The 12,349-nt window shown below is 41.2% G+C and carries 16 protein-coding genes; all 16 read left to right on the forward strand.

Annotated elements, in window-relative coordinates:
- Positions 1 to 148 precede the first annotated feature (148 nt).
- Positions 149 to 1,078, forward strand: a complete 930-nt coding sequence (gene spoIIGA / locus AAZR19_RS02965) for a sigma-E processing peptidase SpoIIGA (RefSeq protein WP_262089392.1) — start codon at positions 149 to 151, stop codon at positions 1,076 to 1,078.
- A gap of 58 nt (positions 1,079 to 1,136) precedes the next feature.
- On the forward strand, positions 1,137 to 1,856 hold the full coding sequence (gene sigE / locus AAZR19_RS02970) for an RNA polymerase sporulation sigma factor SigE (RefSeq protein ID WP_007499746.1): 720 nt from the start codon (positions 1,137 to 1,139) through the stop codon (positions 1,854 to 1,856).
- 143 nt (positions 1,857 to 1,999) lie between these two features.
- Positions 2,000 to 2,779, forward strand: coding sequence for an RNA polymerase sporulation sigma factor SigG (gene sigG, locus AAZR19_RS02975; protein WP_024424250.1), 780 nt, complete (start codon positions 2,000 to 2,002; stop codon positions 2,777 to 2,779).
- A 150-nt stretch (positions 2,780 to 2,929) separates the two neighbouring features.
- Complete coding sequence (locus AAZR19_RS02980) at positions 2,930 to 3,868, forward strand: sugar-binding transcriptional regulator (RefSeq protein ID WP_061109809.1); 939 nt, start codon at positions 2,930 to 2,932, stop codon at positions 3,866 to 3,868.
- A gap of 245 nt (positions 3,869 to 4,113) precedes the next feature.
- Positions 4,114 to 5,358 (forward strand): NAD(P)H-dependent oxidoreductase, encoded by a 1,245-nt coding sequence (locus AAZR19_RS02985; RefSeq protein WP_076839530.1) that lies wholly within the window; start codon positions 4,114 to 4,116, stop codon positions 5,356 to 5,358.
- A gap of 12 nt (positions 5,359 to 5,370) precedes the next feature.
- The gene (locus AAZR19_RS02990; protein WP_024424247.1) at positions 5,371 to 5,802 is read left to right on the forward strand and encodes a transcriptional regulator GutM; all 432 of its coding nucleotides are present in this window, start codon (positions 5,371 to 5,373) and stop codon (positions 5,800 to 5,802) included.
- An 18-nt stretch (positions 5,803 to 5,820) separates the two neighbouring features.
- Entirely contained in the window at positions 5,821 to 6,351 is a 531-nt protein-coding gene (gene srlA, locus AAZR19_RS02995) for a PTS glucitol/sorbitol transporter subunit IIC (RefSeq protein WP_024424246.1), read from the forward strand.
- Positions 6,352 to 6,364: 13 nt separating this feature from the next.
- Positions 6,365 to 7,375, forward strand: a complete 1,011-nt coding sequence (gene srlE, locus AAZR19_RS03000) for a PTS glucitol/sorbitol transporter subunit IIB (RefSeq protein WP_041108918.1) — start codon at positions 6,365 to 6,367, stop codon at positions 7,373 to 7,375.
- A gap of 26 nt (positions 7,376 to 7,401) precedes the next feature.
- Entirely contained in the window at positions 7,402 to 7,758 is a 357-nt protein-coding gene (locus tag AAZR19_RS03005; RefSeq protein ID WP_007499733.1) for a PTS glucitol/sorbitol transporter subunit IIA, read from the forward strand.
- Positions 7,759 to 7,887: 129 nt separating this feature from the next.
- The gene (locus AAZR19_RS03010; protein WP_326148670.1) at positions 7,888 to 8,664 is read left to right on the forward strand and encodes an ABC transporter ATP-binding protein; all 777 of its coding nucleotides are present in this window, start codon (positions 7,888 to 7,890) and stop codon (positions 8,662 to 8,664) included.
- Between the two features lie 79 nt (positions 8,665 to 8,743).
- Entirely contained in the window at positions 8,744 to 8,980 is a 237-nt protein-coding gene (locus AAZR19_RS03015; RefSeq protein WP_008344958.1) for a YlmC/YmxH family sporulation protein, read from the forward strand.
- Positions 8,981 to 9,215: 235 nt separating this feature from the next.
- Entirely contained in the window at positions 9,216 to 10,055 is an 840-nt protein-coding gene (pgeF, locus tag AAZR19_RS03020) for a peptidoglycan editing factor PgeF (protein ID WP_170871268.1), read from the forward strand.
- Between the two features lie 6 nt (positions 10,056 to 10,061).
- Complete coding sequence (locus AAZR19_RS03025; RefSeq protein WP_434702294.1) at positions 10,062 to 10,751, forward strand: YggS family pyridoxal phosphate-dependent enzyme; 690 nt, start codon at positions 10,062 to 10,064, stop codon at positions 10,749 to 10,751.
- Between the two features lies 1 nt (position 10,752).
- Positions 10,753 to 11,211, forward strand: coding sequence for a cell division protein SepF (gene sepF, locus AAZR19_RS03030; protein ID WP_024424241.1), 459 nt, complete (start codon positions 10,753 to 10,755; stop codon positions 11,209 to 11,211).
- Between the two features lie 6 nt (positions 11,212 to 11,217).
- Complete coding sequence (locus AAZR19_RS03035; RefSeq protein ID WP_024424240.1) at positions 11,218 to 11,499, forward strand: YggT family protein; 282 nt, start codon at positions 11,218 to 11,220, stop codon at positions 11,497 to 11,499.
- Positions 11,500 to 11,552: 53 nt separating this feature from the next.
- Positions 11,553 to 12,329 carry an RNA-binding protein gene (locus AAZR19_RS03040; RefSeq protein ID WP_434702267.1) on the forward strand — a complete coding sequence of 259 codons (777 nt, stop codon included), beginning with the start codon at positions 11,553 to 11,555 and terminating at the stop codon, positions 12,327 to 12,329.
- The last annotated feature ends 20 nt before the right edge of the window (positions 12,330 to 12,349 follow it).

A 12,349-nucleotide genomic window follows, 5' to 3' on the forward strand; every position in this document is an offset into this window, starting at 1 on the left:
CCTCGACAAAAACAATAACAATCCACCAAAAGTTCTCTATCATCCCCAACAAGAATTGACAGACTTCCATCTCTTGGCTGTTTTATACTGGTACAAACAAGTGCAAGTACTGCTTTTGATTCTTTGTTTCAGATGAAAGGAGCAGAAGGTGGTCATTTATTTAGATGTGATTTGGCTGTTAAACTTTTGTTTTGATCTATTGCTTCTCTTACTCACTGCATTTATTCTCAAACGACAAGTAAAAAAACGGCGATATATGTTAGGAGCTCTGATTGGATCGAGCATTGTTCTCTTGCTCTTTACACCATTTGCAATGTTTGTGTCACACCCTTTAGGCAAACTGCTTTTTTCTGTCTTGATCGTGCTTGCCACTTTTGGATTTCAAAGATTTCGATCCTTTTTTCAAAACCTGTTTGCTTTTTACTTTGTCACATTTTTGATGGGAGGAGGCATGATCGGGGTTCATTCGTTTTTACAAACCAATACTGTTATTCAAGACGGGCTACTGATTTCACAAAATGATGGCTTTGGTGATCCTATTAGCTGGCTTTTTGTTTTAACCGGCTTTCCTGCGATTTGGCTGTTTTCAAAGAAACGATTAGGAGAGGTCGGTGCGAAAAAAAGACAGTTTGATGAACAAGTCCTTGTGGAGATACACATTCAAGGAGAGACCATCCGCTTAAAGGGACTCGTCGATTCTGGCAATCAGCTGTATGATCCTATGACGAAAACACCTGTGATGATCGTTCAAGCAGATGAGCTCATGTCCATTTGCGGAGAGCCATTTATAGAGCTTATGAAGCAGTCTCATCCTGTTGAAGTGATGCAAAAGCTCGATAATCAATTTCCGCTTCTTGATCGTTTAAGACTTGTTCCATATCGAGCGGTCGGTCATGATCACGGGTTTCTTCTATGCTTAAAACCAGATACGGTCATCATTTATTCAAAAACGCATATGATCCAGCCAGCCAAGTGTTTTGTAGGCATGAGTCTGAGCGGTTTATCAGCAGATCAGGAATTTCAATCCATCATTCATCCAGATATGTTAGACGGAAAAATCATCCAAGGGGTGTCTTAAGTTTTGGTGATGTCTTTTATCTTACGAGGTCAACTTGACATTTAGAAGGGAGAAGAAGATGAAAAAATTAAAATTTAAACTCACTTACTACTGGTATAAACTCCTCATGAAGCTAGGGCTTAAGAGTGATGAGATTTATTATATTGGTGGTAGTGAGGCGCTGCCGCCGCCATTATCAAAGGATGAAGAGCAGGAACTGCTTGTCAAATTACCAAAAGGTGATCAAACAGCAAGGGCTATCCTGATTGAAAGAAATTTGCGGTTGGTGGTCTACATCGCAAGAAAATTTGAAAACACAGGGATTAATATTGAGGATTTAATTAGTATTGGAACCATTGGTCTAATTAAGGCAGTCAATACATTTAACCCAGAAAAAAAGATCAAGCTTGCGACGTATGCTTCGAGATGTATTGAAAACGAGATTTTGATGTATTTGCGCCGAAATAATAAAATTCGTTCAGAAGTGTCGTTTGATGAGCCGCTCAACATTGATTGGGACGGAAATGAACTGCTTTTATCAGACGTACTTGGAACAGATGATGATATTATCACACGGGATATTGAAGCAAATGTAGATAAAAAACTTTTGAAAAAAGCGCTGGAGCAATTAAATGACCGTGAAAAACAGATCATGGAGCTCAGATTCGGCTTGGTTGGCGGTGAGGAAAAAACCCAAAAAGATGTCGCTGACATGCTAGGCATTTCCCAGTCGTATATTTCAAGGCTTGAAAAAAGAATTATTAAACGATTACAAAAAGAATTTAACAAAATGGTCTAAAAAAATTTTTTAAAAAGCTCTGTCCCTCTGCTGTCAAAGGAATCAACTTCTTTTCTCATGATTCTCGTCATCACTCGTGCATATTTTTCCATCCCAAGGAGATACTGAACTTTGTACAACAGCTCCTGTAGGGAGGGAAAAAAGTGTCCAGAAATAAAGTGGAAATCTGCGGAGTCGACACCTCCAAACTGCCTGTTCTGAAAAACGAAGAGATGAGAAAATTGTTCAGACAGCTGCAAGATGAGGGTGACGATACAGCAAGAGAAAAGCTAGTCAATGGCAATTTGCGGTTGGTTTTAAGTGTGATTCAGCGTTTTAACAACAGAGGCGAGTATGTGGATGATCTCTTCCAAGTAGGCTGTATCGGATTAATGAAATCAATTGATAATTTTGATTTAAGCCACAATGTCAGATTTTCAACTTATGCGGTCCCTATGATCATAGGAGAAATCCGTCGATACTTGCGTGATAACAACCCAATTCGGGTGTCTCGTTCACTAAGAGATATTGCCTACAAAGCGCTTCAGGTTCGTGAGAGGCTGATTAGTGAGACAAGCAAGGAGCCAACGGCAGAAGACATTGCCAAAGTGCTGGAAGTGCCTCATGAGGAAATTGTCTTTGCCCTAGATGCGATTCAAGATCCTGTTTCTTTGTTTGAACCGATCTATAATGACGGAGGAGATCCGATTTATGTGATGGATCAAATTAGTGATGATCGGAACAAAGACACACAATGGGTAGAGGAATTGGCCTTAAAAGAGGGAATGCGCCGACTGAATGATCGAGAAAAAATGATTCTTCGCAAACGCTTCTTCCAAGGAAAAACGCAAATGGAAGTCGCTGAAGAGATCGGGATTTCTCAAGCACAAGTCTCAAGACTTGAAAAAGCAGCCATCAAACAAATGAATAAAAACATCTTTTAAAGCCGCCGCTTCATGTGCGGCTTTTTTCATTCTTGGAAAGAGCACGTCTCTAGTATTGACTCTGTTATTTTTTTCATTTAATCTGTTTTTAACAAATGTTATTTAAGATATCATTTGTTAGGAAACACTTAAGCGGAAAGAAGGGTTATTATGACATTCCATGATGAAAGAAGGCTGCTCATTAAGGTTGCGCATATGTATTATGAAGAAGGCGCCACTCAATCTAAAATAGCAGAAGCGGTTGGGGTTAGCCGTTCGCTCATATCGAAATATTTGGCAAAAGCACGTGAAGCAGGAATCGTGGAAATCATTATTCATGATGAAATGAATCAACAATATGGATCTTTAGAAAGAAAAATAGAGCGGAAATACGGGCTGCGAGAAGTCGTCTGTGTGGAAACGCTCAGCCAAGAAACAACAAAAAGCCGAATCGGCGCTGCGGCGGCTGGTTTTTTATTAAAAGTCATGAAGGATGGACAAGTCATCGGTTTTTCCTCAGGAACCACTTTGCATGAAATGGCGAAAGCGCTTACGTCAGTTCAGCATTACCCATCTGTGACATTTGTTCCGCTTGTCGGGGGTGTGGGAAACGAAGATGTTGATATCCATGCCAATTATATTATTGCGAGATGCACAGAGGCACTCAAATCTAAATGTGAGTTTTTACATGTGCCTGTCATGCTTGATACGAAAGAAGCGAAGGATGTACTAATTCGGCAGCCGTCAATCAAAAAAGTGATTGAACTAGGAGAATCATCAAATATTGCGGTTGTCGGGATTGGCGGGGTTCCGCAGCATTCAACGATGGTGAAATCTTATATGACAAGCGGTGAGGAGGATATTCTTCAAGCGAAGGATGTAGCGGGTGACATTTGCTATAACTTTATTGATCACCAAGGGGAAGTGTATCCTCACCCATGGAACGACAGGGTAATGGGCATAAGCCCGCAAAAGCTGAAAGAAATCCCGCTTGTCATTGGTGTCGCTGGAGGAGAAGAAAAAGTTGAAGCGATCCGGGCAGCATTAGAAGGTGGATTAATACATGTATTAATTACGGATGAACGAACAGGAGATGCCTTATTAAAGTAAACTACCTAATATGATTAGGTAGTTTTTTTGAGTCTTTAGACTCAAAAAGATTGAAAATTTTATCGATTTTAGCTTGACACAAAGTTGACACATCATATAAACTAAGTTCATAACAAATGATAAATAAAATAACAAATGTTACAAGAAACAGATTTTTGTTAATTTTTATAACATTTGTTAAAAGTTTCAGATTATTTTTCTAGCAATCTACCCGAGAAGCAAGAAAACCTGAAAGGATGATTTAGATGTCAATCTATCAACAGTTGTTAGCTCGAGAACGCAGTGGAGATCCAATCAAAGTGGGAATTATTGGGGCAGGCCAAATGGGCTTTGGACTTATTTCACAAATTTCTAAAATTCCAGGCATGATTGTAGCAGGTGTTTGTGATATTCACCTTAGTGCAGCAGAGAAGGCAGCGAATTTTTACAAGCAGCATGCGAAGCCGCATCAAATGGTCGTCACAAATGATTATAGAGAAGTGATTCAATCAGATTTTGTGGAAGTTGTCGTAGATGCAACAGGAGTGCCAGAGGTCGGAGCAAACATTTCTTTGGAAGCGCTTAATTCAAAGAAACATCTCGTTCTTTTAAATGTAGAAGTTGATATTACCATCGGTTTGGTGATGCATAAATTATTCACAAATGCAGGACTTGTTTATTCTGGATCAGCTGGAGACGAACCGGCAGCAACACTAGAATTATATGAATTTGCAAAAACAATGGGACTTGAGGTGCTCGTTGCTGGGAAAGGCAAGAACAACCCATTCTTCCCAGAAGCAAATCCAGATACGTGTAAAGCAGAAGCAGATAGTAAACATATGAGTGCACATATGCTCGCTGCCTTCCAAGACGGAACAAAAACAATGGCAGAAATGAACTTATTAAGTAACGCGACAGGGCTTTTGCCAGATAAAGTCGGTATGCACGGAGTCGAAGCAAATTTAGAGAATGTAGCAGATAAATTGAATCAAAAACAACAAGGCGGCGTGCTCGATCACTTCGGAGTCGTTGAATATGTAAATGGACTTGCTCCAGGCGTATTCGTTATCGTCAAGAGTGATCTAGAGCCAGTAGATGAAGAGCTTCGTTACTTAAAAGTTGGAAAAGGTCCTCACTACACGCTTTACCGTCCTTTCCACTTAGCGAGTCTTGAAACACCTGTTACCATCGCAAAAGCGGTCTTACAGCATGATTCATCGATCCACCCGATTGGTGTACCAGTGTCAGAAACAGTCGCTGTTGCGAAAAGAGATATTAAAGCAGGGGAATCACTTGACGGAATTGGCGGATACTCCGTAAGAGGTGTACTTGAAACGCATCAAGACATGAAAACGAACGGTCACATTCCAATTGGCTTAATCAGCGGAAAAGTTGTAGCGAAAAAAGACATCAAATTAGGACAGTTCCTTACTCATGATGATGTAGAGCTTGATTCAAACACAACCGTCTGGAAGCTGCGTTCATTACAAGATCACTTATTTCAATCATAAGGACGTGAAGCTATGGAAAAATTAGCAATCGTACTTTGTATCATTCTCATAGTGCAGTATGGGTTATCTTTTATTCAAATCAAGTATTACCGCAAAAGCATGGACTCACTGATTGATGACTACAGAGGGAAACAAGGCTATCACTTATTTTCAGGAATGGAACGGCGCAAAGTTGGCCCTGGGGCCATTGCGCTCATCATTGTGGATGAATCGTATATCATTCAAAAATGTCATGTGCTTGGCGGCGTGTCGATCTTATCTAAATTTAAAGAAGTCCCTGCATATGAAGGCAAGCATGTAGGGGCTGTGCTGGACGAGCACCACATGATGAAGAAAACGTTGAAAAAGCGCAAAAAAGCGCCAGCTGTCATGCAAGCACTTTCCATGGCGGCTGAACAGGCACTTGTCTCGATTTCGAAAAAAAATATAACAAATGTGAACTAAAGAAAGGGGAGATGAAACATGGAATGGATTCAATGGTTTGGAGAGCACTTTATCGGCATGTTTGAAGCCGGCGGAAAGCAGTTCATGGGTCTGATTACAGGTATCGTTCCAACGCTTGTTGTGTTACTTACTTTCACTTATGCTGTCATGAAATTTATTGGAGAAGAGCGAGTGAATAGAGCCATTCAGTTTGCAGCGAAATATACCATTTTGCGCTACACGTTAATGCCGATCTTATCTGTTCTTATTTTGACAAACCCAATGGCTTATACGTTTGGCCGCTTCTTACCTGAAAAACAAAAACCAGCATTCTATGATTCAGCTGTTTCATTTGTTCATCCGGTGACATCACTGTTCCCGTATGCCAACGCAGGAGAACTATTTGTCTACTTAGGAATTGCGAACGGGATTAAAGAAGCTGGATATTCAATGTCAGAGCTTGCTGTTCGTTACTTCTTAGTCGGGATCGTCGTCATTTTACTACGCGGAATCATTACTGAATGGATTACAAAATATTTAGCAGGAAAAATGAAAGCGAATTCACAATAGGGGAGGGTTAGAGATGACAAACCACAAAGTATTTGTTGCAAAAGGTGCTGGCGGATGGGGAGAAGGCTTAGAGCTTGAACCAACTGGTAAAAGAAGAAAGGTTGTTTCCATTACAGGGGGAGGCATTCACCCGGTTGCACGTAAAATTGCAGAAATGACAGGGACAGAAGCATGTGACGGCTTTAAAAACTCTATACCAGAAGATGAAATGATGTGTGTTGTCATTGACTGCGGGGGAACGGCGCGAATCGGACTTTATCCAATGAAACGCATTCCAACTGTAGACGTTTTGGCATCCTCTCCTTCTGGGCCGCTTGCTAAACATATTACAGAAGATATCTTCGTATCAGGCGTAACAGAAAAAGATATTTCCTATGCAGAAGCATCTGATGGTGAGTCGAAAGCAGAAGGTCAGGAAAACAGTGAGTCGATTGACAAAGAGAATTTCAAAGAAACGTATGCAAAGCTGAAAGAGGAAAATATTGAGCGGCAGGAAAAAGGCAATTTCCTGATGAGATTCTCACGCGGAATCGGGAAAGTCACCGGTACGTTCTACCAGGCCGGCCGTGATTCTGTTGATATGCTTTTGAAAAACATTATTCCATTCATGGCATTTGTCAGTATGTTAATTGGAATTATCAATTATACAAAAATCGGTGATCTGATTGCCCATTTTCTATCACCTTTGGCAGGATCTCTTTGGGGGCTTTTACTGCTCGTTGTGGTCTGTACACTGCCGTTCCTATCACCTGTCTTAGGACCTGGTGCAGTCATTGCCCAAGTCATCGGTGTTCTGATTGGTAGTCAAATTGCACTAGGAAACATTCCGCCTCAATTTGCACTTCCTGCACTATTTGCCATCAACGGTCAAGTAGGGTGTGATTTTATTCCAGTGGGGCTGTCACTTGGTGAAGCGAAGCCGGAAACGGTACAATATGGGGTACCAGCTGTTTTGTATAGCCGTCTTATTACAGGGGTTCTATCTGTTGTGATCGCATACGTTGCCAGCTTCGGTATGTATTAAACGTATTAAAGGAGGAATCGAGATACATGGTAACACAATCTGTTGTAAAAGAAATTGGGATCTTAGTCCCGCAATTTAAAGAAGATAAGCTGATTGTTTTATTTGGACCCGCAGCGCCGCAGGAATTAAGAGATATGTCTGTCATTCATGAGTTCGAACATCTAGAAGAAGAGCCGCTGAAGCTAGGCGGAACCATTCAAGTGGGCGATCAAACGTACACGATCACAGCCCTCGGCAATAAAGCAAATGACAACTTTAAAGAGCTCGGCCATATTTCGATCTACTTCCAAGAGCCGTTTGATGATGTATTACCAGGAGCTGTTTTTGCATCCCCGCACACGTTTCCTGATATAAAAGAAGGCGTACGAATTGAAATTTCGTAACCTTGTAAAAAAGCTGTTCCTAAATTGGAGCAGCTTTTTTACATGAGGTTTACCAGAAAGAGCATTTACGATATGCTGTAAACATTCATTATTTGTATATTCAGAATTTTTACTCAGGAGGAAGTTATGGTGTCACTTGAATTGAAGAATGTTTCATTAAAAAGAAATGGGAAATGGCTGTTGCAGTCTGTTGACTGGCAGGTAAATAAGCAGGAACACTGGGCGCTTTACGGTTTAAATGGTGCGGGAAAAACCGCTTTATTAAATATGCTCTGCTCCTATTATTTCCCCACGTCAGGCGAGATGACAGTGCTGGGACATGTTTTTGGCAAGGAAGCTCTTGGTGAAAAGCTCAGGAGGAAAATTGGTCTCATCTCAGCGGGACTTGAAAAGAAATTGCACAGAGACGACAATGCATTTGAAATTGTTTTGAGCGGCGCATTTGCTTCTATCGGGCTTTATGAAACCCCGACAGATGAAATGAGAGAGAAAGCCATTGATCTATTAAAAGCGTTTGGTTCATTCAAATATGCCAACAGAACATATGAAACCCTCTCACAGGGAGAGAAGCAAAAAGTCTTGATTGCGAGAGCTTTAATGAATGATCCGCAGCTCTTGATTTTAGATGAACCTGTGACGGGTCTTGACTTTTTAGCAAGAGAGCAAGTGCTGGAGACCATCTCATTTATTGCAGCAAAGCCTGATGCGCCTACTTTGCTCTATACGACCCATCATGCAGAGGAGATTCTGCCTGTTTTTCAGCACACCTTATTATTAAAAGATGGATCTGTTTTTGATCAAGGAGAAACGAAAGAAATGATGACAAGCGGCTTGCTTTCTTCTTTTTTTGAATGTCCGGTAGATGTCATGTGGAGAAATGGCCGTCCGCATTTAAGCAAATTGTAGATAAAAGAAACTATTGGTCTGCGTCCCTGCTTTTCCATCATACATATTATAGTAGAAAACGAAAGGCGGGGAAGGACAGATGATCAGTATTTCTGAATTCCAAATCAAGGATGTCGTCGATGTATCCAGCGGGAAAAAACTAGGCACCATTGGGGACATTGATATTAATGTCACAAGCGGTAAAATCCAAGCGATTATTATTGGCGGCACAGGTAAAATGATGGGATTTTTCGGAAAAGAAGAGGAAATGATTGTCCCATGGCGAAATATAGTAAAAATTGGCGAAGATGTGATACTTGTCCGCTTGTCTTCTTAATTCGTATAATCCCTCAATGAATCATTCAATTTTTCCTTAAAACAAACTCTTCATTCTTAGCAAACAATGTCTTTTTCGGGTAAAAAGATTACGTTTTCATATCAATTTGTAAAAAAACCTGCAGAAAGGGCACATTTGAGTGTAATATTTAATGAATCCCACTAACTGTCTATGCATGTCTTGTGGTAAAATAGGAGCGAAATAAAGAGAGATGAATGAAAGGTGGGAGGCAGCTTTGACATACAAATATGACCCCTTTCAGCAGAAATCACCATATGCAATGACCATTCATGATTGGACGAACATGACATGTTCTGGTAAAGAGGTATTGGCCGGGTTTACAACAAAAAATGGCGGCTTCAGCCTACCTCCATATCAATCATTGAACACTGGACTCCATGTAGGAGATGATGCTTCTAGTGTTCAAAGGAATCGTCAAGTCATAGCAGATGCTGCTGCTGTGCCGCTCTCTGATTGGGTGTTTGCAGACCAAACACACGAGGATCGCATCCTGAAAGCCACCAAGGAGCAAAGAGGAAGAGGAAGTCTTCATTATCATGAGGCACTGCCTGGTACAGACGGTTTATATACGTCTGAGACGAACATGATGCTCGCTCTTTGTTTCGCTGATTGTGTTCCGCTTTATTTTCTAGCTCCGCAAAACGGATTAATTGGAACGGCTCATGCCGGCTGGAAAGGAACCGTCAAGCAAATTGGTGCAAAGATGGTTGATGTATGGGTCAGCCAAGAAGGTGCCAAGGCCGATCATATTCAAGTCGTCATTGGACCATCCATTGGCAGCTGCTGCTACATAGTCGATGACGCAGTCATGGATCAAGTGAAACAGCTTCCTTTTTCAACAGAGGATGTGTATTCCGAGATTTCACCAGGACAATATAAAATTGATTTGAAAACATTAAACAAAAACGTATTGCTTCATGCAGGAATAAAAGAAGAAAACATACATGTCAGTTCGATGTGCACAAGCTGCAATGATCAGCTTTTCTTCTCACACCGGCGTGATCAAGGGAAAACAGGACGTATGATGTCTTTTGTCGGGTTTAAGGAGGCATAAGTGCAATTGAATGTACGAGAGAATCTCAGACAAATAAATGAACAAATACACGAAGCATGTAAAAGAGCCGGTAGACAACCAGCAGATGTATCGGTCGTCGCTGTGACAAAGTATGTCTCCATTGAACGAGCACAAGAAGCCAAAGAAGCAGGAATTATGCACTTTGGTGAAAATCGTGACCAAGGGTTACTTGAAAAGCAGGCGGCCATAACCGATGAAAACATTAGCTGGCACTTCATCGGCAGTTTACAGACGCGAAAAGTGAAATCTGTCATTCAGACAATCGACTATTTACATTCGCTTGACAGAATGTCCCTTGCGAATGAAATTGAAAAAAGAGCGGATCATACGGTTCGCTGTTTTGTACAGGTGAACACATCACTTGAGGAGTCAAAACACGGCTTGCAAAGCGAAGACGTGTTTCCATTTGTGAAACAGCTGGCTGATTTCAAACACATTGAAGTGGCTGGGCTGATGACGATGGCTCCATTTACAGATGATCACACTGTGATTCGCAACTGTTTTAAAACATTAAAAAACCTTCAAGAAGAGGTAAAACTTCTTAACCAAGTAAATGCACCTTGTCAGCATTTATCGATGGGCATGTCAAATGATTTTGAAATCGCAATTGAAGAAGGTGCGACATTCGTTCGGATTGGCTCTTCACTTGTTGGAAATGAAACAGGAGGTGCGTGACATGAGCATAAAAAATAAGTTTAAAAGCTTTTTCACTCTCGACGATGAAGAGTATGAGTACGAATATATTGATGAAGAAAGAGAACCCGTTCAAGAAGAAAAAGGAACGAAGGACAAAGCAGCATTTCAAGATCGTCCGCAGACAGGAAAACAAAATGTCGTCAGCTTGCAAAGCGTGCAAAAATCCTCTAAAGTGGTGTTAAGTGAGCCGCGTGTTTATGCAGAGGCGCAGGAGATTGCAGACCATATTAAAAACAGACGTGCAGTCGTCGTGAATTTGCAGCGCATTCAGCATGATCAAGCAAAGCGAATCATTGACTTCTTAAGCGGAACCGTTTATGCAATCGGTGGAGACATCCAGCGTATTGGCTCGAATATATTCCTCTGCACACCTGATAATGTAGATGTATCTGGTACAATATCAGAGCTATTGACAGAGGAAGAACCTCAGAGGTGGTAAATCATAGTGATTCTAAATTTCATTTTTAATATTTTAGGAACGGTATTAACGATTTACTCATTCGCGATTATTATTTACATCTTTATGTCATGGGTGCCATCTGCAAGAGAAACTGTGTTTGGCCGTTTTCTGACAAATATTTGCGAACCGTATTTAGAACCATTTCGTAAAATTATTCCGCCAATCGGCATGATTGACATCTCGCCGATTGTGGCATTGCTTGTGATTCGTTTTGCATCATCATATGGACTAACTGGTCTTTACAATATGATTGTGCGCTTCATGTAAACAGGCTGCCGGGCTTGGCACTGCCAGGCTCTTTTACATAAGAGGGGAACAAAATGAGCGATATCTATCAGCATTTTAGAAAAGACGAACAGCCATTTGTTGACCAAGTGTTAGGCTGGAAAAAAATCGCACTCGACCAATATCGAATGAAATTAACAGATTTTCTTGATCCGCGTGAGCAATTTATTACTGAGTCCGTCATCCAGCATGGCGAAGAACTTGGGATCATGTTTTTTGGCGGGTATGAGGGAGCGGAGCGCAAAAGAGCTCTCATTTATCCTGATTATTTAGAACCTTCTATTCAAGATGTTGAGCTGTCATATTTTCAGGTGAACTATGCGAAAAAGTTTATTTCCTTAGAACACCCGAAGCTTCTCGGCTCATTGATTGGGACAGGCTTGAAGCGTCAAAAATTCGGAGATCTATTATTTTCAGAGGAAGATGTGCAGTTTATTTGTACAAGTGATGTCGCCGATTTTGTGCGGGCGCAGCTGACACATGTCGGCAGAGCCTCCGTTTCATTAGAGGAAATCACGCAGGCAGAAATAAAGCCAGTGATGACGAAGACTGATATCAAAGAAGATACCATTTCTTCACTTCGGCTTGATGCTGTATGTGCTGCTGTCAGCCGTCAGTCTCGGCAGAAAGCACAGCTTTTAGTCAAAAATGGGCTTGTCAAAGTCAATTGGAAAGTCACTGAGGACCCTTCCTTTACAGTCGGTGAAGGCGATCAGCTCTCTGTTCGGGGATTTGGCCGCTTTAGCCTCAAAACGATTGATGGGAAGACCAAAAAAGATAAATTCAAAGTAACATTTGAGCTTCTGACATAACGAACTTGAATCTGGAGGTG

The organism is Bacillus sp. Je.9.29.b, assembly GCF_051129925.1.
GTDB classification, from domain to species: Bacteria; Bacillota; Bacilli; order Bacillales; family Bacillaceae; genus Bacillus; species Bacillus safensis.